The sequence below is a fragment of the Rhizobium sp. AC27/96 genome (genome assembly GCF_001692325.1).
Taxonomy (GTDB): Bacteria; Pseudomonadota; Alphaproteobacteria; order Rhizobiales; family Rhizobiaceae; genus Rhizobium.
Genome location: NZ_LXKN01000018.1, coordinates 907,284 through 931,589, shown reverse-complemented (window position 1 = coordinate 931,589; position 24,306 = coordinate 907,284). Strand labels below are relative to the sequence as shown.

Genomic DNA, 24,306 nt, shown 5'->3' with positions numbered 1-24,306 from the left:
CTATGATCAGTAGATGTCGGGTTCGCCCGGTGTCGGGCCAAAGCTGGTTTCCAGAAAGTCGAAATCGCAGCCGGTATCGGCCTGCGCCACATGGCGCGAAAACATCCAGCCATAGCCGCGGCCGAATTTTTCAGCCGGCTTGACCCATGCTTCGCGGCGCCGTTGCAATTCGTCTTCGTCGACAAGCATGTCGATACGACGTGCCTCGAGATCGAGACGAATGATATCGCCGTTGTGTAGAAGCGCCAGCGGGCCGCCGACGTAGGATTCAGGCGAGACATGCAGGATGCAGGCGCCGTAGCTGGTGCCGCTCATGCGGGCGTCGGAGAGGCGAAGCATGTCGCGATGCCCCTGCTTCAAGAGCGCCTTGGGGATCGGCAGCATGCCCCATTCGGGCATGCCGGGGCCGCCCTGTGGGCCGGCGCCGCGCAGCACCATAACGTGGTCGGGCGTGATGTCGAGATTTTCATCGTCCACTGCCGCCTTCATCTCCGGATAGGTGTCGAAGACCAGCGCCGGCCCCTGATGCTTATGAAAACGCGGATCGCAGGCGGCGGGTTTGATGACGGCGCCTGTCGGGGCAAGGTTGCCTTTCAGCACCGCAAGCGAGCCCTCATGATAGACAGGGTTGTCGAGCGATCGGATGACGTCGTCATTGTAGCATTTGGCACCCTCCAGCGTTTCGCCGAGGGTGAAGCCCGATACGGTGAGGGCCGACAGATCGAGCTTGGAGGAAAGCTTCGCCATCAAGGCTCTAAGGCCGCCAGCATAGTAGAAGTCTTCCATCAGATAGGTCTTGCCGGTCGGCCTGATATTGGCCAGTACCGGCGTGGTGCGGCCGGCCCTGTCGAGGTCGTCGAGCGAGAGATTGGTGCCGGCCCGCCGCGCCATGGCGATCAGGTGGACGACGGCATTGGTGGAACAGCCCGTCGCCATCGCGACGGCAACGGCATTGTTGACAGCGGCTTGCGTGACGATCCTGGAGGGAACGAGATCCTCCCACACCATCTCGACGATGCGGCGGCCGACGGCCGAGGACATTCGGATATGGTTGGCATCTGGAGCAGGGATCGAGCTTGCACCGGGCAGGGTGAGGCCGAGCGCTTCGGCGATCGCCGTCATGGTGCTCGCCGTGCCCATGGTCATACAGTGGCCGTAGGAGCGGGCGATACCGGCCTCGACATCAACCCATTCCTTCTCCGAGATGGTGCCGGCGCGGCGCTCGTCCCAGAATTTCCAGGCGTCGGAGCCGGAGCCCAGATATTCGCCGCGATAATTGCCGCGCAGCATCGGGCCGGCCGGCAGATAGATCATCGGCAGACCCATGGAAAGCGCGCCCATGACGAGGCCCGGCGTGGTCTTGTCGCAGCCACCCATCAAGACGGCGCCGTCGACCGGATGCGAGCGCAAAAGCTCCTCGGCTTCTATCGCCAGCATGTTGCGATAAAGCATGGTCGTCGGCTTCACATAGCTTTCCGATAGCGACAGGGCGGGGAGTTCCAACGGGAAGCCGCCGGCCTGCAGGATGCCGCGCTTCACATCCTCGACGCGATGCTTGAAATGCGCGTGGCAAGGATTGGCGTCAGACCAGGTGTTGAGGATGGCGATTACGGGCTTGTCTACCCATTCTTCGGGCGCATAGCCCATCTGCATGGTGCGCGAGCGATGACCAGAGCTTCTAAGATCGTCCGGTGCGAACCATCTGGCGCTGCGCAGTTCCGAGGGCTTTTTCCTGCTGCTCATTATATTCCAGCCTTGTATCCAAATGTTGGTGGAAGCGATAAATCGATGCGCCGCATCATTCCTTCATGCCCCATTTTTGCAGGGTTCGACGCTCGATCGTCTGGAAGACCAAGTTCTCGACAATAAGCCCAATGACGATCACAGTCAGCAGGCCGGCGAAGACCGAGGGAATGTCGAGGAGATTGCGGTTTTCGAAGATAAACCAGCCAAGGCCGCCCTGGCCGGAGGAAACACCGAACACAAGCTCGGCGGCGATCAGCGTGCGCCAGGAAAAGGCCCAGCCGATTTTCAATCCGGTTAGGATCGAGGGGAAGGCGGCAGGGATCAAGATGCGGAAGACATAGGAAAGTCCCGTCAGCCCATAATTGGCGCCGACCATGCGCAGCGTGCGGGATACACCGAGGAAGCCGGCATGGGTGTTGAGCGCCACAGCCCAAAGAACCGAATGGATAAGCACGAAAACGAGGCTTGCCGGGCCGAGACCGAACCAGATGAGCGCGAGCGGCAACAACGAAATTGCTGGCAGCGGATTGAACATTGCGGTCATGGTTTCCAGAAAATCGGTGCCGATACGGGTGTTGATCGCGACGACCGTGAGGATGGCGGCGAGCACCGTTCCCGAGACGTAACCCGTCACTAGTACCTTCAGCGTCGTCCAGATGCGTGCCGGCAGGACGCCATCGGCAAAACGGTCGTAAAGCGCGGTCAGCGTGTCGCTGAGCGTCGGGAACAGCAGCGGATTGTCGAGATGCCTGGCATAGGCCTCCCAGATGATGGCGAGGATGACGATCAGCAGGGATTTGCGAAACAGGCTCGACTGCCAGAGGAGTTCGAGCGTGCCGAGCTTCTGTTCGACGGCCGCAATGTGGCCAGCCGTTTCTGCTGCCTGCGGAGCAAGGATGATCTGCGGTGCGCTCATGGTCTCACTCCCTGTGTCCCTGTTCGGCAAACAGCATGTGATGGATTTCCTGCTCGAGCTTTGCGGCAGCCGCGGCATCGTCGCGGACCGATTCCACATCGCGCACTTCGGCCTTGACGCGGCCTGGATGCGGCGAGAGCAGCAGGATGCGGTTGGAGATCTTGATCGCCTCGGCGATCGAATGGGTGACGAAGATGACGGTGAAACGGGTATCTTCCCAGAGCTGCAGCAACTCGTCCTGCATCTGGCGACGAGTGAGCGCGTCGAGCGCGGCAAAGGGTTCGTCCATCAACAGGATATCAGGCTGCATCGCCATGCCGCGGGCAATAGCAACACGCTGCTTCATGCCGCCGGAAAGCATATGCGGATAGGTGTCCACCGCGCGGGTGAGCTTCACCTTCTCGATATAGTCGCGGGCAATGGCCTCCGCTTCCTTGCGCGGCAGGCGGCGGGCCGTCGTCAGCGGAAACATGACGTTTTCCAGCACGGTCTTCCAGGGCAGCAGCTGGTCGAATTCCTGGAAGACCATCATGCGGTCGGCACCGGGCTTCCTCACCTGTTGCCCCTTGATCTCGATCCGGCCCGCCGTCGGCGTCATGTAGCCACCGATGGCCTTCAGCAGCGTCGACTTCCCACAGCCCGAGGGTCCGAGGAGCACGAAACGGTCGGATTGGGCCACCGAGAAGCTGACGTCTTCGGTCGCAGTGATGAGGAGGTTCGGCGTCTTGTAACGCAACGTCACCTTCTCGACATTCAACAGCGGCTTGGCGATCGTCGTTTCTGTCATCGGCCTATCAGCGGCAATGTTTGCCTGAAGCATGAGGGCTTCTCCAAGAGATGGCTTTCAGGCGGCATTGAAGCCGCCCGCGGGCGTCAGTTGCCGTTGAGATCGGCCGCTTCCGGCAGATAATAATCCGTCCAAGCCTTGGGCATCGTCTTCAGCACGCCGGTCTTATAGAGGTGGTCCGCGAACTTCATGGTGCCCTGCGGGTCCATGCGGAATTCCATCATGTGCGGCTCGTTGAGGATCGCCAGCAGGTCCTCGACGCTCGTTTTGTCGCCGCTGACGGTCTTGTAGGCCTCCACCGCCGATTTCGGATCCTTCTTGATGAAATCGATCGCGTCCGCCGTCGCCTCGCGCACTGCCTTGATGATCGTCGGATTTGCGCTGGCAAACTGTGTCGTGGTGAAGAAGGTGCCCTGGGTCAGCTCGCCACCGATGATGTCGCGGGAATCGATGACCTTGTGGACGCCGGCCTGCTTCAATTCCAGATACTGGAAGGGCGGGGCGGAAAAGTGGTTCTTGACCTCATGGGTCTGGTTGGCAAGCGCGGCCATCGCATCGGGATGACCGAGCTGCACGGTATTGGCATCGAATTTATGAACCTGATCATTGCCATACATCTGCGCGGCGGCCATCTGCAACAGAATCGCCTGTGTCGAAACGCCGACCGTCGGCACCGCGATCTTGTCGCCCGGCTGGATATCCTTCAGCGACTGAACCCGCGGATCGCGCGAGACCATGATGACCGGCTGGGCGGAATTGGTGACGATGCCCTTGACCTTGCCCCTGGTGCGGTCCCAGAGCAGCAGCAGATTGCCGGTGCCGGTGTTGACGATGTCGACATTGCCGGACAGTAGCGCATCGGTCTGCGCGCCGCCGCCGCTGAAGGTGCGCCACTCCACGTTGACACCGGGTAGACCATCGGCCGCCGCATGTTTCTCGATCAGCTTCTGCGTCTCCATGACGTGGCTTGCGAGATAAAGAATGCCCGGCTGGCGCGTGATCGAGATATCGGTCTTCTCGGCGGCGCTGGTTGAAAGAGCACCGGCAAAGACGATGCCGGCCGCGGTCAGACAGCGAAGAAATCCTCTCATTTATTCCTCCCCTTGGATCCAACCCTTGAGAAATGAAGTTGGGTTGGTAAGACTAAAGCACTAATGTATCAGTGCATCAAGCCCCAAACTGTGCTTAATGGATTGACGCTCTCGATCAGAAAGGCCGCCAGTGAAGCTCAACCCGAAAGAATTCGCCCTGGACCGTTCCCGGCAGGTTGCGCCGCAGATCCTGGAAATCCTGCGATCCCGTATTCTTTCCATGAGCTTGCCGCCAACGACTGTTCTGTCGCGCATCTCGCTGCAAAGCGAATTCAACGTCAGCCAGACGCCGGTGCGCGACGCCCTGATCCGGTTGGAAGAGGAGGGGCTCGTCGAGGTCTATCCGCAATATGCGACGGTTGTCTCAAGGATCGATGTCCGCAATGCGATCGAGGCGCATTTCCTGCGGCTGTCGATCGAGCTTGAGGCGGTCCGCCGGCTGACGCTGGAATCGCCCGATGAGACGGCAGCAGCTTTGGAAACGGTTCTGTCTCGCCAGAAGCATGTCGTGTCGCCGGAGACCTATGATCTCTTCGACACGCTCGACAAGGATTTTCATCGGGTGCTTTACGAGGGGGCGGACATTCTTGGTCTGTGGGCGACAGTCCGGCGTCAGGGCGTACATATCGACCGGTTGCGCATGCTCAACCTGCCGATGCCGGGCAAGCTGGAGCAGATCATCGTCGATCATCAGGCCGTCGTCGATGCCGTTCGCCTGGGCGATCCGGAGGCGGCCGTAGCCGCGCTGCGTCAGCATCTATCCGGCACCTTGTCGATCATCGATCTGATCTGCGAGCAATATCCCGACTATGTGAGCCGGTAGATCACACTTTGACTGCCGAAAAAAACAGGAAGCGAGGCTTGGTCGTCAGGCTTCGATAGGCCTCGGGGAAAAGTGTGCCGACCTTTGGATCGGGCCGAGGCTCGCTTACGACATCAATATGGAATCCAGCCGATTTGAGCGCATCGAACATCGCATGAAGTGGCCGATGCCAAAAGCGCATGGCGATGCTTTTCCCCCCGCGGTGCCACGTTTCGCTGAAGTTGTAGGTCTCGAAATAGTTGTCGCCGCTGGCGAGGTCGTGATCCATGAAGGGGTGATGCGTGGAAAAAACCAGTCGGCCGCCTCGGGACAAGACCCGGTTGAACTGCGAAAGTGGCAAGGACCACTCAGGCAGATAATGCATGACCAGTGAGGCAATGACCAAATCGAACGCGCTGTCATCGAAGGGGAGCGGTTCGTTGAGGTCAGCGAGCAGCAGTTGCGCCCGTCCTTCAAGGCGATGTTGCGCAATTTCCAGCAGACCCGCGCTCAGGTCTATGCCGGTCAAGATCGCTCCTCCATCGACGAGCGCGGCGGCATGAGCGCCACCGCCGCATCCGGCATCAAGTACGCGAAGCCCGGCGACTTTCCCGGCCAACGAGAGAATTGCCGGCCGCTCATAATGGGCATTCCAGGCATTGTTCTCGTTGTCAGCCTGATAAGCGGCGGCGAAAGCGTCGTAATCGTTCTCAGACAATGTGACTCCTCGCCGGGGGCGGCATGTATGGCTGCATCTATTTTATGGGTGTCTTCACACTATAGGGGTGCAATTTCCCCGGCAAGCTTGTGTCGTCAACGTTGCTTATGGCGTTGGCTTGCGCCTCGCTTCATGCGAGAACATCCATAGTGAAACGAATGATGGAGTTCGCTTGACCATCGGGCTTGCGCATGCCGAACTGATCGCGGTTCTGACGGCCGTTACGGGGAATGATCCCAGAGTGATGACAGTGCGTTCCGGCGAAGCCTTGCCCTCCGGTCCGTTCGAGCTTGGGCATCGAACGCTGCAAAGCGGACTGCGCGAATGGATCAGGGAGCAGACGGCCCATCCGGTCGGCTATCTCGAACAGCTCTATACGTTCGCCGATCGCGACCGGAACAATGAAATCCTGGGCGGACGGACGATTTCGATCAGCTATCTCGGCCTCGTGCGGGAGCAGGCGGCGCCAGGCGGCGGCCTGCCAGGCTGGCATGGCTGGTACGAATATCTGCCCTGGGAAGACCACCGCAAGGGCCGTCCGGCAATTCTCGATGATATCGCTGCCAGTCTGGCTGCATGGGTCGATGCGGATACAGCACGAAGCGGTCAGCGCCGCCGCCGCGTCGACTTCGATTTCGGAATGAATGGGGCTGGATGGAACGAGGATCTTGTTCTGCAGCGCTATGAGCTGCTTTACGAGGCGCGTCTTGTTGCGGAGGCAGGTTGCGATGGGTCACGGACGTTCGGCCGGACGATGTTTGCCGATCATCGCCGTATCCTTGCCACCGGCATGGCGCGTCTGCGGGCCAAGATCAAATATCGCCCTGTCGTCTTCGAGCTCCTGCCCGAAAATTTCACGCTTCTGCAATTGCAGAAAACCGTCGAGGCACTGGCGGGCCTGACGTTGCACAAGCAGAACTTTCGCCGGCTGATCGAGCAGCAGGAACTGGTGGAAGAGACCGGCGGCACTGAAAGCGAGACCGGCGGACGTCCGGCCAAGCTCTTCCGCTTCCGCCGCGCCATCCTTGAAGAACGCGAATTCTCCGGAACGAAATTACCGCTCTCCCGCAATTGACATATGCTCATATCGAGAATATCTATTTGCGCATGATATACTCAGAGTGAGTATAATAAGGAGCCGGTCATGAATCTTCCCGTATCCGCATCTTCCCTGTACGAGCGCGTGAGCCGCGTTATCCCGAAAGCCGAGTGGCTGACATTTCAGGATGACGTTGACGCCATCCTCGAATTGAAGCGACGGCACAACGCCGTCATTCTCGCGCATAACTACCAGACGCCGGAAATCTTCCACGGCGTTGCCGATATTGTCGGCGACAGTCTGGCTCTTGCCCGCAAAGCTGTGGAAGTGGACGCCGACGTCATCGTGCTTGCCGGCGTGCACTTCATGGCCGAGACGGCGAAACTCTTGAACCCGACGAAGACAGTTCTGATCCCGGATATGGGAGCCGGTTGCTCGCTGGCGGATTCGATAACGCCTGCGGATATCGCCCTGCTGCGGCAGGCGCATCCGGGCGTTCCTGTCGTCACCTATGTCAACACCTCGGCGGCCGTGAAGGCAGCATCGGATATCTGCTGCACCTCGGGCAACGCTAAGCAAGTGGTGGAATCGCTCGGGGTGCCGAAGGTGCTGATGCTCCCCGACGAATATCTGGCACGCAATGTCGCGCGCGAAACCAATGTCGAGCTCATCGCCTGGCATGGGCATTGCGAGGTTCATGAGCTTTTCACTGCGGACGATATTCGCCAGCTTCGGGAGAACTATCCCGGTGTAACCGTGCTTGCGCATCCGGAATGCCCGCCCGATGTCGTCGAGGCGGCCGATTTTGCCGGCTCGACCGCCGTCATGTCCGATTACGTTGGCAACAAGCGCCCAGCGCGCGTCGTGCTTCTGACGGAATGTTCGATGAGCGACAATGTCGCCGTGCACCATCCCGATGTCGAGTTCATCCGGCCCTGCAATCTCTGCCCGCACATGAAGCGCATCACGCTCGGCAATATTCGCCAGGCGCTGGAGCAGGGCCAGCATGAAGTGACCATTGATCCCGCAATCGCGGCCGACGCGCGGCGCGCGGTAGAGAGGATGCTGGCGATATGAGCGAGATCCTTGAGGAATTAAGTGGTCGTATCGTCATCGTCGGCAGCGGCCTTGCCGGGCTGATGACGGCGCTGACATTGGCGCCTGAGCCGACCGTGATCGTAACGCGTGCTGCGGTCGGCGCGGAAACATCGAGCGGTTGGGCACAGGGCGGCATCGCTGCCTGCGTTGGCCGAGATGACAGCGCAGCGCTGCATCTGGCAGATACGCTTGCCGCCGGCGATGGCCTCTGCGACGCGCAGGTCGCGGCGAGAATTCTCGCGGAGGGGCCTGCTGCCATTGCGGCTCTTGAGCGCGCCGGCGTCGAGTTTGATCGCGATAGTGCAGGCGAGTTGTCCCTGGGTCTCGAAGCAGCTCATTCATTGCGCCGCATCGTGCATGCCAAGGGTGACGGGTCGGGTGCGACCATCGTTCGCGCGCTGGTCGAAGCGGTCGCCCGCACACCATCGATCACGGTGCTCGAAGGCTATGAAGCAAGACGCCTGTTGCTGGACGGCGATCATGTTGCCGGTCTCCTGTGCGCAACGGAGAAGGGCACGGTCATCCTGCCATCCTCCCGCATCGTGCTTGCGACGGGCGGCATAGGCGGCCTTTACGATGCTACGACCAATCCGGTCGGCAATTTCGGTCAAGGGATCGCGTTTGCCGCCCGCGCCGGAGCGCTGCTGGCCGACATGGAGTTCGTGCAGTTCCACCCGACGGCGCTCGATAGCCGCCGGTGGCCGCTGGCACTCGTCAGCGAGGCGGTTCGCGGCGAGGGTGCCTTGCTCCTGAATGAAAAGAGCGAGCGCTTCATGGCCGAAGTCGACGGTGCGGAACTTGCACCCCGCGATGTCGTTGCGCGCGCCATCAGCGCGGAGATCGCGCGTGGCGGCCGGGTTTTCCTCGATGCCCGTCAAGCGCTTGGCAACAGCTTCGCCCAGCGCTTCCCCGTCATCGATGCGCTGTGCGGTGAGGCCGGTGTCGATCCGTCCCACGAGCTTATCCCCGTGCGTCCTGCCGTTCACTATCATATGGGCGGCGTTGCGACGGATGAGGCTGGTCGCAGTTCGGTGCCGGGCCTTTGGGTCGTGGGCGAGGCCGCTTCCACCGGCCTTCATGGCGCCAACCGTCTTGCCAGCAACTCGTTGCTGGAAGCTGCCGTCATGGGCATACGGGCGGCGCGTGATATCGCCGACACCGATGCGAGCCAAGTGAAATTGCCGCGAGACAATCCGAGCATGGCGGCGCCGGATCTGTCGCTCGTTCGGCCAATCGTCTCGCGCCATCTCGGCGTGCTGCGCAATGCCGGCGCCATTCATGGCGCGACCGCGGCCCTCCTGCCATTGTTCGACGAGGACGGGGCGTCGGCCGATCCGGCTCTCGTCGCGCTGCTGATCGCCGTCTTTGCCAGCCTTCGGACGGAATCGCGCGGGGCCCATGCCCGCACGGATTTCCCGCTGAAGCTGCCGCACGCGCAGCGCCGCACCATGCGCCTGTCCGATGCGCTTGATATCGCCAGATCTGTTCCCCCTTATTCCCTTGCCAGGAGTGCCTGACATGACCCTCGCCCCCCTTCCTCGCCTCATCGTCGAGCCGCTGGTGCGCAATGCGCTCCTCGAAGATCTCGGCCTCGCCGGTGATGTCACATCGACAGCCGTGATCCCCGCAACACATCGGTCCCGCGTAGCGATGGTAACGCGCCAGCCGGGCGTGATTGCTGGCCTCGATGCCTCCGAACTTGCCTTCCAGCTTGTCGATCCGGCGATCGTCATGACCCGTCATGTGCCAGACGGGACTAAGGTCGAGGTCGGTGACGTGATCGCAACGATCGAAGGCCCGTCGCGCGGCCTGCTGACGGCGGAACGCACGGCGCTCAATTTCCTCGGTCATCTCTCCGGCATTGCGTCCGTGACGGGCGGTATCGTCGAGGCGATTGCGGGCACTAAGGCGTCGATCGTCTGCACCCGCAAGACAACGCCGGGTCTTCGGGCGCTGGAGAAATATGCAATCCGCGCCGGCGGCGGCATGAACCATCGCTTCGCGCTCTATGATGCGGTTCTGATCAAGGACAATCATGTCGCCATTGCCGGCGGTGTCGTCGAGGCGATCCGCCGCGCCAAGGCGAGCGTCGGCCATATGGTCAAGATCCAAGTCGAGGTCGATACGCTGGAACAGCTGCGCGAAGCGATGGCCGAGGGTGTGGATGCCGTGCTGCTCGACAATATGACGCCGGATCAACTCCGTGCCGCTGTCGATATCGTCGCTGGCCGTGCCATTACCGAAGCATCGGGCCGTATCACGCCGGCAACCGCTGCCGCCATCGCCGCCTCCGGCGTCGATCTCATTTCCGCGGGATGGCTGACCCATAGCGCGCCGACGCTCGATATCGGTCTGGACTGGAAGGCGGCGGCCTGAGCCGCCGTCTGGCTTCCTAAACCACGACGGGCACCTGAGCGCCGTCCATGCTGATGATGACGCCGGTGACGTAGCTTGCCTTGGCCGAACTCAGGAAGGCAACGACATTGGCAATGTCGGTCGGATCGGCCATGCGGCCGATCGGGATGCGCTTCAAGGCATCCGCGAGTGCTTCCGTCTCGGTCGAGCCGGTGGCTTTGGCTGCAGCCTTCAGTCCTTCGGCAACGCGGTCCGTTTCCGTCAGGCCGGGATTGAGGCCGACGACACGCACGCCCTTGCCGGCATAGGCATTAGCAAGCCCGACGCTTGCGAGCATCAGGGCGGCATTGGCCGAGCCGCCGGCCAGATGGAAGGGCGAGGCGATCTTGCCGCCATTGCCGATGATATTAATGACGGCGCCCGAGCCGCGCGTGCCCATGCGCTTGATGACGGGGTCGATCACGTTGATGTAAGAGAAGTATTTCGCATCCATCGCGGCGCGCCAGATGGCGGGAGTCAGCTCGTCTGCCGGCGTGCGTGCCGCAGCCCCTGCGCTGTTGACGAGAATATCGATGGGGCCGATTTCGGCCTCGACCTTGTCAACGACCGCGAGTGCCTGCTCGTCGGATATCAGGTCGGCGGCATAGCCATGTGCGCCAGAAAGCCTGGAGAGGGCGGCATCGATATTGGCTTGCGACCGCGAGCAGATGGCAACGCGTGCGCCTTCCGACAGGAAGAGTTCGGCGCAGGCATAGCCGATGCCCTTCGAGCCGCCCGTGATCAGAACGACTTTATCCTTGAGGCCGAGGTCCATGAGCTATCTCCGGGTGCATTGCGAAAGGGCTCGCAAGCTACGTCCGTAAATCCGTGGCGTATAGACTTGTCGCCGTCACAGCTTGTTTACTGGCCTCTATGAAAGGCGCTTGGCCTTTAGCACGGAGACAGCCGTTTCGCTGTTGTGGACATAGTCGTGGGCATCGGGCTGGCGCTGGACCAGCAGAATGAACAGCAAATCCGTCAGCATCAGCTGAGCATCGCGCGCCGTGATCGATGAAGAGCGAACGCGGTCCTCGTCACCGACGGTATGAAGGCGGATATCGGCGACACGGGCAAGCGGATTGTCCTGAAGTCCGGTCACGGCGATGACGGTCGCCTTGCGTTGGCTTGCCAGCTCGGCGATCCGCAGTGTCTCGATGCTGGCGCCGGAATAGGAAAGGGCAAAGAGCAGATCGTCCGGCCCGAGCGTCGAAGCATTCGCCATCTGCACATGGCTGTCGCTATCGTGCAGGACGTTGCGGCCGAGCTTCATCAGCTTGTAGGAAAAGTCTCTGGCGACCAGCGACGAGGCGCCGACACCGGCCAGGTGGATGCGTCTGGCATCGTGAAGGGCTTCCAGCGCCTTTTCGATATCGGCCTCGTTGTTGACCGAGATGGTCTGTTGCATGGCCTGCAATTTGCTGCCCAAGAGCTTCTGCAGGATGGTCAGATAGCCGTCGTCCACTTCGATCGTGCCGTGGATCATGCCTGCCGGCGCCGGCCATTCCTGGGCCTTCGCCTCACTGACCGCGAGCTTCAGTTCCTGATAGCCGGCATAGCCAAGCTTCTGACTGAACTTGACGACGCTCGACTGACTGCGGCCGGTTTCGACGGCAAGAGCCGCCGATGAAAGACGCAGCATCTGGTCGGGTTTGTCGACGATGAATTGCCCGATCTGGCGGTCGGCCGGCGCCATGGTCTCGAGCTGCGCGCTGATTTTCTTCAGAATAGACATCTGTTCCTTCGGGCCGCCGAGGCCGATTCACGCATCTCTAGAAGCACCGCGAAAATAGCATTTGAGCGAAGCTGGGCAACCATGCTCTGCGCAATGAACATTATCACAGAGAATTGGAATAAAAAATTCCAATTCGCGTTGACAAGATGGAATGGGTGAATAGTCTTTGTGGGGAAGCAGGCGGCGGCTATCTTTGGGATTTCGCACCTCTCCCCAACGGGTTTCTGATCATGGATAGACTTCGTATCTCTGGCGGCAAAAGGTTGCAGGGTGCCGTGACGATTTCCGGCGCCAAGAATGCCGCCCTGCCGCAGATCGCTGCCGCACTTTTGAGCCCGCATCCGCTGGAACTCACCAACTTGCCTGTCGTCAGCGATGTCGAGAACATGCTTGGCGTCATCGCGCTTCATGGCGCGAAGATCACCCGAGCGGCACATGGCACGACGATCGATTCGAGCGCCATCGTCTCGAAGGAGACGTCATACGATACGGTTCGGCGTATGCGGGCAACGGTTCTGGTGCTGGCGCCGCTGCTTGCCCGTTTCGGTCAGGCTCGTGTCTCCCTTCCCGGTGGCTGCGCCATCGGCGCCCGGCCTGTCGATATGCATATCAAGGCGCTCGCAACCCTCGGCGCCGATATTGCGATCGAAGGCGGCGTGATCGTCGCCTCTGCCACGAATGGGCTCAAGGGCGCCCGCATCGTGCTGAGCTCGCCATCGGTCGGCGCGACGGAGACCGCCATGATGGCCGCTTGCGCCGCCAAGGGCGAGACGGAAATCCTGAATGCCGCGCGCGAGCCGGAGGTTGCGGATCTCGCCGCCTGCCTCAGCGCCATGGGAGCGCGGATCGAGGGGGCGGGTACGCATCGCATCCTGATCGAGGGCGATATCAGCTGGCGTGCTGCCAAACACCACGGCATCCCGGATCGTATCGAGGCCGGCACCTATGCCGTGGCGGCGGCCATTACCGGCGGACAGCTGGAGCTTATCCATGCCCGCCTTGAAAACCTGGCCTCGGTCGTGCAGGCGCTGGAAGCCATGGGCGTCAGCGTCTGGCCGAGCGACCGCGGCCTTGTTGTTTCCAGCGACCGGCCACTCAAGGGCACTGACCTCACGACGGAGCCCTATCCGGGTTTCCCGACGGATGTGCAAGCGCAGTTCATGGCTCTTGCCTGCTGCGCCGAGGGCGCGTCGCTGATCCGCGAGACCGTGTTTGAAAACCGCTTCATGCATGTGCCGGAGTTGATGCGCCTTGGCGCGAATATAACCCTTCAGGGCACGACCGCTCTCGTGCGGGGTGGTGCACCGCTCAAGGGCGCGCAGGTGATGGCGACGGACCTTCGCGCCTCGGTTTCGCTGGTGCTGGCGGCGCTCGTCTCTGAAGGCGAAACCATCGTCAATCGCGTCTATCATCTCGATCGCGGCTACGAGCAGCTCGATCGCAAGCTGCGCCTCTGCGGCGCCGATATCGAGCGATTGACGTCATGAGCGATATAGCCAAAAGCGCCCATTATTTCCTTGGCCTCGATGGCGGCGGTACCGGTTGCCGCGCCCGCATTGAGGATGCTGACGGTACGGTATTGGGGCAGGGATTGTCCGGCCCCGCGACGACCCGGCTCGGCATCGAGCAGGCATGGGCTTCGATCACGAGGGCTTTCGATGCGGCAATCGAGGAGGCAGGTCTGAGTGCAGCGGATATCAGGCATATCCATGCAGGCGTCGGCCTGGCTGGGATCAGCCGCAAAGGTGCTCTGGCTGCCCTTCGAGCCATAGAACATCCCTTCGCCAGCATAGATTTTGTCAGCGATGGCGAGGGGGCTTGCCTCGGCGCTCATTCCGGCCGCGATGGCGCGATCGTCATTGCCGGCACGGGGTCCATCGGGCTCGGTCTCGTCGAGGGTCGGCAATTGCGCGTTGGCGGCTACGGCTTTCCGATTTCGGACGAGGGCAGTGGCGCTTATCTCGGGCTGAAGGCAGTGCAGCTTGCGCTCCGCGCGCACGACGGTCGCGAGCAGAAGACGGCGTTGCTGGCCGAGATCATGCAGCGGTTCCAGAATGATCCGGCGGAGGCTGTCGCCTGGATGGATCGCGCTTCCGCCACCGATTATGCCGCACTCGCACCCATGGTTCTGCGTCATGCAGACCAGGGAGATTCAGTGGCGCGGCGCATCGTGCAGAATGCGGCTGGGCATATCGATACATTGGTGCGCACCCTGTTCGAGAAGGGCGCGCCGCGCGTCTGCCTGCTTGGCGGGCTTGCAAGCCCATTGGAGCCTTGGCTTGCGCCGGATGTACGCCGCAGTCTCAAGCCGATCGACGGCGATGCCGTATCGGGTGCCATCATCCTCGCCAGAAGGGCGATTTGCCAACATTGAACGATACGATCGAGGCTGGAATTTTCGCACGACCGATATGGAATATTTTATTCCTTTCTGGATTGACGAAAGGAATAAACGGCCATAATGTTAACGAAGGTAAACAGGGAGTGGGCGCGGAACAAAGCCGAAAAGGGCTGCTGCGCCTGGCTGATGTCAGCCTTCCGATGTGTTGAGAACCGAATTTTGCCGCGGCAGGCCCGACGCCCCATTGGTCGAGCTCGCTATCCCTGACCTATTGGTATCGAAGCGTCATTTCGAGAGCAGTCCCATGACAGAGCAGAAGTTGATATCCGAACTGGAGCAGTTGGTTTCCGAAGGCCGCAATCCGAATACGATGCATATCGATCTGCTGCCGACCTTCGATATCCTGCGCGAGATGAATTATGAGGACCAGACGGTGCCGATCGCCGTCGAAAAGGTCATCCCGGCGATCGCCGCTGCCGTCAACCAGATCGTCGCCGCCTTTCAGAAGGGTGGCCGGTTGATCTACATGGGAGCGGGCACCAGCGGCCGGCTTGGCGTGCTCGATGCTTCCGAATGCCCGCCGACCTTTAGTGTGCCTCCGGATATGGTTGTCGGTCTGATTGCCGGCGGTCCGGATGCGCTGCGGCGCTCGATCGAAGGGGCAGAGGACGATCCGGAGCAGGGCCGCCAGGCGCTGGAAGAGATCATGCTGACGAAGGCTGATGTCGTCGTCGGCATCGCCGTCAGCGGCCGCACCCCCTATGTCATCGGCGGCTTGAATTATGCGAAAAGCATCGGCGCCTTTACGGTCGCCCTGTCCTGCAATCCCAATTCCATCATCGCCGGCATTGCCGATCTGGCCATTTCCCCGGTTGTCGGGCCGGAAATCCTGACGGGTTCGACGCGCCTGAAGTCCGGCACGGCACAGAAGCTCATCCTCAACATGCTGACGACGGCCAGCATGATCCGCATCGGCAAAAGCTACCAGAATCTGATGGTTGATGTCAGCGCCAGCAACAAGAAGCTGGTGGCGCGCGCCGCGCGCATCGTCATGCAGGCGACCGGTTCTTCGCAGCAGGAGGCGCGTCGCGTTCTCGACCTGACGGGAAATGACGTCAAGCTTGCCATTCTCATGGAAATAACCGGAATGGGCATTGAAGAAGCCCGCGCGGCATTGCAAAACGCTGATGGATTCCTGCGCAAGGCCATCAATGCGAAAACTGCTTAAACGAACATCGCGGCAAGCCGCGGTGGCAATCAATGGGCCAAAATCGGCCGGGGACATTTAAAAAAATTTGGAGGAATGGGAATGAAGGGGAATTTTGGAAAGACGCTGATTTCGGGAATGGCGCTGGCCGTGGGGATTGGCCTGGCGACGGTCGCGATGCCGGTGGAAGCAGCGACGCTGCGCATGGCGTGGTCGCAGGATGCGACCGGGCTCGACCCACACAAGCAGACTGCCTTCTCCTCCATCCGCCTTCTGGAGTTGATCTACGAGCCGCTCGTTCGCCTCGACGGCAATCTGCAGATCGTACCCGGCATCGCCGACAGCTGGCAGTTTTCAGCCGACGGCAAGCAACTAACTTTCAAGCTCAACGCCAAGGCAAAATTCCAGAACGGTGCCCCGGTCACTTCGGCTGACGTGAAGGCCTCCTTCCAGCGTGTTCTCGATCAGGCGACCGGCGCCGTTGCTCGTGCCAACTTCCTGTCGATCGCGAGTATCGATACGCCCGATGCCGCTACCGTGGTTTTCAACCTGTCTCAGCCCGACGTTCCTCTCCTGACAGCGATGACGAGCCTCAACGCGGCAATCGTTCCGGCAAGTGAAATCACCGCCGGCACCATCGGTACCAAGGCGATCGGCTCCGGCCCCTTCAAACTCGACGGCTGGGTTCCGAACTCGAAGGAAGTGCTGAGCGCCAACAAGGATTGGGCAGGCGGCGCTGTCGGCGTCGATGGCATCAATATCAGCGTATTGCCGGACGAGACCGCAATCCTCGCCTCGTTGCGCACCGGCCAGATCGATTTTGCGCTTCTGAATGATCCGCTCGTGGCAACATTAGTTCCCAAGGAGCCGAAGCTGCAGCTCACTCGCACGCCGGTCCTCTCCTACAATGTTCTGCAGCTCAATCCTTCGCGCAAGCCGATGGATCAGCTTGCCGTACGCCAGGCGATCTCCTGCGCCATCGACCGCAAGGATGTGATGGATACCGCCGCTCTCGGAGAGGGCAAGGTGACCGGGCCGTTGACGATGCCGCTCTATGCGACCGACCCTAGCCAACTGTTCTGCTATACGCGCGATGTGGCCAAGGCCAAGAAGCTGATGGCCGATGCAGGTCTTGCCAATGGTTTCTCGGCGACCGTGATCGCCGCTACCGGCGAACCGCCAACCGCCACCGCCGAAGCGCAGGTCATCCAATCGCAGCTCGCCGAAATCGGCATCAAGCTCGATATCAAGGTGATGGAGCTCAATGTCTACGTCGATACCTGGCTCAAGGGCAACTTCGACATGGCGGTCGCGCTCAACGGCGGCAGTGCCGATCCCTATTCGATGTATAACCGTTATTGGACGAAAACCGGCAATCTGCAGAAGGTCGCCAACTACATCGACGATACGCTCGACAGCCTGATGCAGAAGGGCCGCGCCGAAACCGATCCGGCCAAGCGCAAGGCGATTTTTGCCGAATTCGAGAAGCATATCGCCGAAGTCTCGCCCTGGATCTGGCTCTACACGGCCTATGGCTACACGGCGGAGCAGAAAAACGTCGAAGGCTTCGTGCCGACGCCGACGGGCTCGCTGTTCGGCCTCGCCAAAGTCTCGATCAAGTGACGGCAGTCGAGATTTAAGGGAAGTTCCATGGCATACCTGACGCGCCGGCTGATGATATTCCCGCTGATCATGCTGGGTGTATCCATCTTCGTCTTCGTCGCCATCCGGCTGGTGCCGGGCGATGCGATCACGGCGATGCTCGGAACCAATGCGGGCCTGCTGACGCCGGAGCAGCGGCAGGCCCTGGCCGCCTATTTCGGCATCGATCAGTCCTGGCCTGTTCAGTACTGGCATTGGCTGCTGGGTCTGTTCCAGGGCAATCTCGGCATCTCCGTCACTTACGGCAAGCCGGTGCTCGATATCATCCTCGAGCGTTTTCCGCTGACGCTTGAGCTTGCCTTGCTCTCCATGGTGATCGCGCTTGCCATCGGCCTGCCGGCGGGCGTCTTTGCCGCGACACGAAACGAAAAGCTGTCCGATCTTCTTGTGCGTATCGTCGCCATGATCGGGCAGTCCACGCCGAATTTCGTTCTCGGGCTTCTACTGATCTATGCCTTGTCGGCCGGCTTCGGCGTCCTGCCGACCATGGGTGAGTTTACGCCCATCTGGCAGGATCCGCTCGGTAATCTCGGCCAGATGATCCTGCCGGCGCTGACACTCGGCTTTGCCTTCGCAGCTTCGGTCACGCGCGTCGTGCGCTCGGCCATGCTCGATGTTCTGAGCGATGATTATGTCCGCACGGCGCGCAGTCGCGGCGTGCCGGCGCGTGGTGTCATCTGGCGGCATGTCTTGCCGAATGCTTTGATCCCGGTGGTGACGCTGAGCGGTGTCGAATTCGGCTATCTGCTCGGCGGCGCGGTGCTGGTGGAGCAGATCTATGCTCTGCCGGGCCTCGGACGCATGGTGCTCGACGCCATCCTGCAGCGCGACTATGCGCTGGTACAGGGCAGTGTGCTGTTCATCGCCTTCAACTTCATGATCGTCAATCTGCTCGTCGATCTTGCCTATGTCGCACTCGATCCGCGCGTGCGGCTGGGAGAAGGCTGATGCGGATCGTCAAAGCGATTTTCGGACACATGAGCGGCCGTATCGGCGGCGTTATCGTGCTCATCTATATCGTGCTTGCCATTCTCGGCACGCTGGGCGTGACGCCGCACGATCCCTTGATGCAGAACCGCATCGACCGCCTGCATGCCCCGAGCCTTACCTATTGGATGGGCACCGATCTCTTCGGCCGCGACGTGGCGAGCCGTCTGATGCGCGGCATCGGCGAATCTTTCACCGTAGCCTTCCTTTCGGTGGCCACCGCGACCCTGATCGGCACTGTACTCGGCCTGACCGCCGCCTGGTCGGGCAAGCGGTGGGATGGCGTGATCATGCGCATGATGGATGTACTTCTGGCCTTCCCCGCCATCCTTCTCGCGCTTCTGATCATCTCCATCGTCGGGCCGGGGACCTGGACCAGCGTTGCGGCGATCGCCATCGTCTACACCCCGATCTTTACCCGCGTCGTGCGCGGTCCGGCGCTGTCGTTGAAGGGACGCGATTTTGTCGACGCCGCCCGCACCTTTGGCAGCAGCCGATCTTATATCCTGACGCGACATCTGCTGCTCAATCTCGTGGCACCGCTGACCGTGCAGGTGACGCTGGCGCTTGCCTGGTCGCTCTTGACGGAAGCCGGCTTGAGTTTTCTCGGGCTTGGAACCCAGCCGCCCGCCTCCTCATTGGGCTTGATGCTGAGCGACAGCCGCAACCTCATGGAGACGGCGCCCTGGCTGCTGATCTTCCCCGGCGTGACCATCATGATCTCCATTCTCGGCTTCAACCTGCTCGGCGATGCCCTGCGCGATATTCTAGATCCGAAAATGCGGAGGGCGACGGCATGAGCCCTCTGCTGTCGGTCTCTGATCTTCGCGTCGGTTTCGGACGCAATCCAGAGGCCAATCCCATCGTTCGCGGTGTCAGTTTCGATGTCGAAGCCGGCGAGACGCTGGCAATCGTCGGTGAAAGCGGTTCGGGCAAATCCGTCACGGCGCTCTCCATCAATCGCCTCGTCGATTTCGGCGGCGGCCGTATCGTCGGCGGCTCGATCCGCTTGAAGCGTGCCGACAACAGCATCCTCGACCTGACCGAAGCCAGCGAAGCTCAGTTGACGAAGATCCGCGGCGGCGAGATCGGCATGATCTTCCAGGAGCCGATGACCTCGCTCAATCCGGTACTGACCATCGGCACGCAGATCGAGGAATCCTTCCGACTGCATCGCGGCTTGACCGGGAGTCAGGCAAAGGCCGCCGCCAAGGATGCGCTCGATCGCGTACGCATTCCCGATGCGGCGCGACGGCTGACCTATTGCCCGAACCAGCTTTCCGGCGGCATGCTGCAACGGGTGATGATCGCGACGGCGCTTGCCTGCAATCCACGCCTGCTGATCGCCGATGAGCCGACAACGGCGCTCGATGTCACCGTGCAGGCGCAGATCATGGCGTTGCTCGCCGAGCTGAAACGCGAGACCGGCATGTCGATGATCTTCATCACCCACGATATCGGCCTTGTCGCCGGCATCGCCGATAAGGTGATGGTGATGCAGGCCGGGGAGGCGGTCGAGCAGGGCGAACTCAACCAGATCCTCGACAACCCCACCCATCCCTATACGCAGCATCTGCTGCATTCCGTTCCGCATTTCGCAGCCGGGAGTGCCGCGCGCACGGATTTCCAGCGCGATGAATCACAGGCCAAACCGGCGCTGAAAGTGGATGGCTTGACCGTCCGTTTTGCGGTGTCGGGCAGCTTCTTCTGCCGCACGACAGGCGCCGTCCACGCCGTCGAAGGGGTCGGCTTCGATCTAATGCCGGGCGAGACGCTGGCGATCGTCGGCGAGAGCGGCTCGGGCAAATCCACGACCGCACGGGCGATCCTCGGGCTGGTCAAATCGACACGCGGCACGTTCACGACCAGTGGTGGCAAGGCTGCCGATCGCACCAGCGCGGTGCAGATGGTCTTCCAGAACCCCTACGCCTCGCTCAATCCGCGGCTGCGGGTGGACAGCATTCTTGCCGAACCGGTGATCGCGGCCGGCGGTCGCGTCTCGGCCGAGACACGCGAGCGGATGGCCATGCTGCTGAAGCGCGTCGGATTGCCGGAAAACGTCCTTGAGCGCTATCCGCATGAGTTTTCGGGCGGCCAGCGCCAGAGGCTGTGCATCGCCCGCGCCCTGATGCTGAACCCGTCCGTGCTGGTGCTGGACGAGGCGGTTTCCGCACTCGATGTCTCCGTTCAGGCGCAGGTTCTGAACCTTCTGATCGAGCTTCAGCGGGAATATGGCCTTGCCTACCTGTTCATCTCGCATGACATGGCTGTTGTGGAGCGGATCGCCCACCGCATCGCCGTGCTCTATGCCGGGCAGATCGTCGAGATCGGCGACGCAGCCTCGATCTTGTCGCAGCCGAAGCATTCCTATACCAGGCGGTTGATCTCGGCGGTGCCGACAGTCGCGCGGCGAAAGGAACATTTCACACTCGATACGCGGCAGGTGCCGTCGCTGGTGCGTCCGCTCGGTTTCGAGCCTGCCGCGCCTGAATGGCGCCGGTTCGCGCCGGATCACATCGCTCTGGCGGAAGCCTGAAGCAAGGGCGTGGAGAGGCAAGCATGGCATCTGGGGGGAGCATGCAGTTTGAAGAGCGTTTCGACAGGGCCTTTGCGCCGCTTGAAGAGGCTGTAAGGTCCGCACGCATTCCAGGCGGCGTGCTTGGCATGGTCGATATCGACGGCAATCAGCTGGTGCGTGCGATCGGTTCGGCGCAGAAGATTCCGAGTGTCAGGCCGATGCTGGCAGACACATGGTTCGATCTTGCCTCGCTCACCAAGGTCATTTTCACGACGCCGCGCATCTTGGCGCTGGCGGAGGCTGGCACCATCGATCTCGATGCGCCGCTGATCACACTGCTGCCGGATCTGCGCCAGTACAGCGCCGAGGCCTGGGAGCGAAAGGTGACGTTCCGTCAGTGCCTGGGTCATCAGACGCCTTTTCCGGCAGTGGAGCCCATCTACACCTATGGCCGTGACCCGGAGCTTTTGCGCGCTTTCATCCTGCAGCGCGAATGGCGAGCAGGACCGCCCGTTTATTCCGACATCAACTTCATTCTGCTGGGCTTTGCGCTGGAGCGCCTGACCGGCCAGACGATCCGCGCCATGGACCCGGGGCAGGGCTTCGCCTTTTCCGCCGCGCCTGATGAGGCAGCCGCGACGGAAGACTGCACCTGGCGCCATCGCATCCTGTCGGGTGAAGTTCATGATGACAATTGCTCCGCTCTTCAGGGTGCGGGCCATGCCGGGCTTTTCGGAACGGCGGCGTCTGTTCTCGGTTTTGCCAAGGGCTTGCTCAATGGCAGTGGCGCTTCCGCCAATTTGATCGCGCTTATGCGGACACCGCTTTCGGCCACGCGTACGCACGGCTGGGAGCGGCCCCATGACGGCTGGTCCGGTGGCGCCCTGTGCTCGCCGGAGACGATCGGTCATACCGGGTTCACGGGCACCGGCCTGTGGATCGATTTCGCCAAGGGCAGGGCCTGGACCTTGCTCACCAACCGCATTCATCCGACACGCCATTTCGACAGCGGCATTCTCGCGCTTCGACAAACGGTCGGCGATCTCGTCAACGCAGCATAGGAGCCTGACCATGGAACCAATCTGGGCAGTCGGTCTGATGACCGGAACCGTCCTCGACGGCAATATCGATGTTGCCATGCTGAAGACGGATGGCGAGCGGATCGAAGAATTCGGCCCCTATGTTCTCGCTCCTTATCCCGATTGGATCCGGGCGCTTCTGGAAGAAACGCTGCGACAGGCGCGGGTCTGGAATTTTGATGGCCCCGAGCCGGCAATCTTCAAGGAAGCTGAGGAGGCCCTGACGCGAGCACAGTCGGAGGCTGTCAGGCTGCTGGTCGAGAGTCAGGGCATGACCATGGCCGACATCGGCATCGTCGGCTTTCACGGCCAGACCGTGCTGCATCGTGCGCCGCAGAAGGATCGGCTGGGGCAGACGCGCCAGCTTGGCGATGGCGAGCTGATGCGCTCCATCCTCGGCACCAAGGTTGCCTATGATTTCCGCTCGGCCGACATGCGCGCTGGCGGCCAGGGTGCGCCGCTCGCAGCGGTCTATCACACTGCCTTGCTGCGCGGCGCGGGTGCGGCCGGCGAGACCGCAATCCTCAATCTCGGCGGCGTCGCCAATATCACCTGGTGGGACGGAGAGGGCAATTTCATCGCCTTCGACACCGGTCCGGCCAATGCCCCGCTCAATGATTTCATCAAATCACATGGTCTTGGCGAAATGGACCGCGACGGCGCGCTCGGGCGGGCCGGCACGGTTGATGAGGTCAGACTCGAAAAGCTGCTGCAGCATCGCTATCTGAGCGCACCCTATCCAAAGTCGCTGGACCGCTTCGATTTCGGTGCCTCGATGGCAGATGGTCTGAGTCCCGAAGATGGTGCAGCAACGCTGTCTGCCTTTACTGCCGGCGCCGTCGGCAAGGCGCTCGATCTGTTGCCGCGCCGGCCGAAGAAGGTTGTCGTCAGCGGCGGCGGGCGTCACAACCCGACGATCATGTCCATGCTGCAAAGCCGCGCCGGCGTCGAGCCGATCTTTGCCGAGGACTTGGGGTGGCGCGGCGATGCCGTCGAAGCGGAATGCTTCGCATTTCTGGCGGTTCGCGTGCTGCGCGGCTTGCCGATCAGCTTCCCTGGCACGACGGGAGCGCCCGAGCCGATGCGTGGTGGGCGTCTGGTTGAATAGCTGCCGGCGGCATCATCGCGCCGTCAAAGGTTTTCGCCACAGTCCATCGATGCTATGAAGAGATCGCAATTTTGCGATCGAACTGGCTTGGACGGGTATCGCACGGATGGCAGGCAGGCAGCAGCGAGCAGGCTTTGTCGGCGGTGTGGTCGCCTTCGCCATTTTGTGCGTCGCGACTATTTCAGCCTTTCGCCCTGCCGGCGCGCAGCCGGAATGGAGCGTTGCACCGCCGCCTACCTGCGTCTCCGGCCCGATGATCACAGAGACCGGCGAGAGGCTTTGCCTCCGCAAAGAGAGCTACAATCGCGATCTCTGCGCCGCCATCGACTATTTCGCCAGTATCAATCACCTGCCGCCTGATTATCTGGCCCGACTGGTCTGGCGTGAGAGCACCTTTCGCTCGGATGCCATCAGCCCCAAAGGCGCACGCGGTATTGCGCAGTTCATGCCGGGAACGGCAAAGCTTCGTGGCGTCCGCGACAGCTATGATGCGCTGGAGGCGCTTGGCAAGGCGGCTGCTTATCTTGATGAGCTGCGCAACCGCTTCGGTAATCTCGGGCTGGCCGCTGCTGCCTATAATGCCGGCGAGGCTGGCCTTGCGAACTTCCTCAACTCCGGTGATCTTCCCTATGAGACGCGCAGCTATGTGAGCGCAATAACCGCGCACTCGGTCGAAGAGTGGCGGGATGGGCCGCCCGATGTCGCCGCGCCGGCACTGGACAAGGGCAAGCCCTTTATTCAGTCCTGCGTGGCACTCGCTGGAAGTCGGCGGTTGAAGCAAGTTCCCTTCGAACAGGAGCGGCCATGGGCGCCCTGGGGTGTCCAATTGGCTGAGCATTTCCAGGTCGATGCCGCTCGTCGCCTCTTTGCAATGAACGTGCAGAAGTTGCCTTCTCCCCTGAACGCCGAAAAGCCATTGATCGTGCGGCAGCGCAATGCCGATTTCGGCCGGCGCATTCGCTATGCGGCCCGCATCGGACGTCAAACGCGGGCGGAGGCGGATGCCGTTTGCACCCAGGTTCGGCAGCAGGGCGGCAGCTGCCTCGTCTTCAAGAATTGAGCTTGAATATCCCAATATCCA

General features: G+C 61.4%; 23 protein-coding genes. 16 read left to right on the top strand and 7 right to left on the bottom strand.

Going from position 1 to position 24,306, the window contains the following annotated elements; translation table 11 throughout:
- Positions 1 to 6: 6 nt before the first annotated feature.
- Genes araD through A6U86_RS17915 form a run of 4 tightly spaced genes read right to left on the bottom strand, consistent with a single transcriptional unit; the run spans position 7 to position 4,540 of the window.
- Positions 7 to 1,743 (bottom strand): L-arabinonate dehydratase, encoded by a 1,737-nt coding sequence (gene araD, locus A6U86_RS17930; RefSeq protein ID WP_068393782.1) that lies wholly within the window; start codon positions 1,741 to 1,743, stop codon positions 7 to 9.
- A 55-nt stretch (positions 1,744 to 1,798) separates the two neighbouring features.
- Positions 1,799 to 2,662, bottom strand: coding sequence for an ABC transporter permease (locus A6U86_RS17925; RefSeq protein ID WP_068393780.1), 864 nt, complete (start codon positions 2,660 to 2,662; stop codon positions 1,799 to 1,801).
- A 4-nt stretch (positions 2,663 to 2,666) separates the two neighbouring features.
- A complete protein-coding gene (locus tag A6U86_RS17920; protein WP_068393778.1) occupies positions 2,667 to 3,482 on the bottom strand; it encodes an ABC transporter ATP-binding protein in 816 nt (271 codons plus the stop codon).
- 53 nt (positions 3,483 to 3,535) lie between these two features.
- Positions 3,536 to 4,540: an ABC transporter substrate-binding protein gene (locus tag A6U86_RS17915; RefSeq protein ID WP_068393776.1), complete on the bottom strand. Its 1,005-nt coding sequence runs from the start codon at positions 4,538 to 4,540 to the stop codon at positions 3,536 to 3,538.
- 130 nt (positions 4,541 to 4,670) lie between these two features.
- Here A6U86_RS17915 and A6U86_RS17910 point away from each other — a divergent pair, with 130 nt between their 5' ends.
- Positions 4,671 to 5,363 (top strand): GntR family transcriptional regulator, encoded by a 693-nt coding sequence (locus A6U86_RS17910; RefSeq protein ID WP_068393774.1) that lies wholly within the window; start codon positions 4,671 to 4,673, stop codon positions 5,361 to 5,363.
- 1 nt (position 5,364) lies between these two features.
- On the opposite strand, the gene A6U86_RS17905 is transcribed toward A6U86_RS17910, so the two are convergent.
- On the bottom strand, positions 5,365 to 6,060 hold the full coding sequence (locus A6U86_RS17905) for a class I SAM-dependent methyltransferase (protein WP_068393772.1): 696 nt from the start codon (positions 6,058 to 6,060) through the stop codon (positions 5,365 to 5,367).
- A gap of 172 nt (positions 6,061 to 6,232) precedes the next feature.
- Here A6U86_RS17905 and A6U86_RS17900 point away from each other — a divergent pair, with 172 nt between their 5' ends.
- From A6U86_RS17900 to nadC, 4 genes are all read left to right on the top strand, one after another.
- Entirely contained in the window at positions 6,233 to 7,135 is a 903-nt protein-coding gene (locus tag A6U86_RS17900; protein WP_068393770.1) for a hypothetical protein, read from the top strand.
- 69 nt (positions 7,136 to 7,204) lie between these two features.
- Entirely contained in the window at positions 7,205 to 8,176 is a 972-nt protein-coding gene (nadA, locus tag A6U86_RS17895) for a quinolinate synthase NadA (protein WP_068393768.1), read from the top strand.
- Positions 8,173 to 9,714: an L-aspartate oxidase gene (locus A6U86_RS17890; protein WP_068393766.1), complete on the top strand. Its 1,542-nt coding sequence runs from the start codon at positions 8,173 to 8,175 to the stop codon at positions 9,712 to 9,714. Before nadA ends, A6U86_RS17890 begins: the two co-directional genes overlap by 4 nt.
- A gap of 1 nt (position 9,715) precedes the next feature.
- Positions 9,716 to 10,573 carry a carboxylating nicotinate-nucleotide diphosphorylase gene (gene nadC, locus A6U86_RS17885; RefSeq protein ID WP_068394092.1) on the top strand — a complete coding sequence of 286 codons (858 nt, stop codon included), beginning with the start codon at positions 9,716 to 9,718 and terminating at the stop codon, positions 10,571 to 10,573.
- A 16-nt stretch (positions 10,574 to 10,589) separates the two neighbouring features.
- On the opposite strand, the gene A6U86_RS17880 is transcribed toward nadC, so the two are convergent.
- Both A6U86_RS17880 and A6U86_RS17875 read right to left on the bottom strand, forming a co-directional pair.
- Complete coding sequence (locus A6U86_RS17880; RefSeq protein WP_068393764.1) at positions 10,590 to 11,366, bottom strand: SDR family oxidoreductase; 777 nt, start codon at positions 11,364 to 11,366, stop codon at positions 10,590 to 10,592.
- Positions 11,367 to 11,462: 96 nt separating this feature from the next.
- On the bottom strand, positions 11,463 to 12,323 hold the full coding sequence (locus A6U86_RS17875) for a MurR/RpiR family transcriptional regulator (protein ID WP_068393762.1): 861 nt from the start codon (positions 12,321 to 12,323) through the stop codon (positions 11,463 to 11,465).
- Between the two features lie 230 nt (positions 12,324 to 12,553).
- On the opposite strand from A6U86_RS17875, the gene murA reads away from it, so the two are divergent.
- The 11 genes from murA (at position 12,554) to A6U86_RS17825 (ending at position 24,285) form a co-directional block, all read left to right on the top strand.
- On the top strand, positions 12,554 to 13,810 hold the full coding sequence (gene murA, locus A6U86_RS17870; RefSeq protein ID WP_068394091.1) for a UDP-N-acetylglucosamine 1-carboxyvinyltransferase: 1,257 nt from the start codon (positions 12,554 to 12,556) through the stop codon (positions 13,808 to 13,810).
- On the top strand, positions 13,807 to 14,697 hold the full coding sequence (locus A6U86_RS17865; protein WP_068393760.1) for an N-acetylglucosamine kinase: 891 nt from the start codon (positions 13,807 to 13,809) through the stop codon (positions 14,695 to 14,697). The genes murA and A6U86_RS17865 overlap by 4 nt, the downstream gene beginning before the upstream one ends.
- Entirely contained in the window at positions 14,694 to 14,873 is a 180-nt protein-coding gene (locus tag A6U86_RS35215; RefSeq protein WP_141683728.1) for a hypothetical protein, read from the top strand. Before A6U86_RS17865 ends, A6U86_RS35215 begins: the two co-directional genes overlap by 4 nt.
- A 95-nt stretch (positions 14,874 to 14,968) precedes the next feature.
- On the top strand, positions 14,969 to 15,892 hold the full coding sequence (gene murQ, locus A6U86_RS17860; RefSeq protein WP_068393758.1) for an N-acetylmuramic acid 6-phosphate etherase: 924 nt from the start codon (positions 14,969 to 14,971) through the stop codon (positions 15,890 to 15,892).
- Between the two features lie 81 nt (positions 15,893 to 15,973).
- Complete coding sequence (locus tag A6U86_RS17855) at positions 15,974 to 17,494, top strand: ABC transporter substrate-binding protein (RefSeq protein WP_068393755.1); 1,521 nt, start codon at positions 15,974 to 15,976, stop codon at positions 17,492 to 17,494.
- A 27-nt stretch (positions 17,495 to 17,521) separates the two neighbouring features.
- Positions 17,522 to 18,481, top strand: coding sequence for an ABC transporter permease (locus A6U86_RS17850; RefSeq protein ID WP_068393754.1), 960 nt, complete (start codon positions 17,522 to 17,524; stop codon positions 18,479 to 18,481).
- The gene (locus A6U86_RS17845) at positions 18,481 to 19,320 is read left to right on the top strand and encodes an ABC transporter permease (protein WP_068393752.1); all 840 of its coding nucleotides are present in this window, start codon (positions 18,481 to 18,483) and stop codon (positions 19,318 to 19,320) included. The genes A6U86_RS17850 and A6U86_RS17845 overlap by 1 nt, the downstream gene beginning before the upstream one ends.
- The gene (locus A6U86_RS17840; protein ID WP_068393750.1) at positions 19,317 to 21,056 is read left to right on the top strand and encodes an ABC transporter ATP-binding protein; all 1,740 of its coding nucleotides are present in this window, start codon (positions 19,317 to 19,319) and stop codon (positions 21,054 to 21,056) included. The genes A6U86_RS17845 and A6U86_RS17840 overlap by 4 nt, the downstream gene beginning before the upstream one ends.
- 23 nt (positions 21,057 to 21,079) lie before the next feature.
- On the top strand, positions 21,080 to 22,099 hold the full coding sequence (locus A6U86_RS17835; protein WP_068394089.1) for a serine hydrolase: 1,020 nt from the start codon (positions 21,080 to 21,082) through the stop codon (positions 22,097 to 22,099).
- A gap of 10 nt (positions 22,100 to 22,109) precedes the next feature.
- On the top strand, positions 22,110 to 23,225 hold the full coding sequence (locus A6U86_RS17830) for an anhydro-N-acetylmuramic acid kinase (protein ID WP_068393748.1): 1,116 nt from the start codon (positions 22,110 to 22,112) through the stop codon (positions 23,223 to 23,225).
- A 106-nt stretch (positions 23,226 to 23,331) separates the two neighbouring features.
- Positions 23,332 to 24,285 (top strand): transglycosylase SLT domain-containing protein, encoded by a 954-nt coding sequence (locus A6U86_RS17825; protein WP_068393746.1) that lies wholly within the window; start codon positions 23,332 to 23,334, stop codon positions 24,283 to 24,285.
- The last annotated feature ends 21 nt before the right edge of the window (positions 24,286 to 24,306 follow it).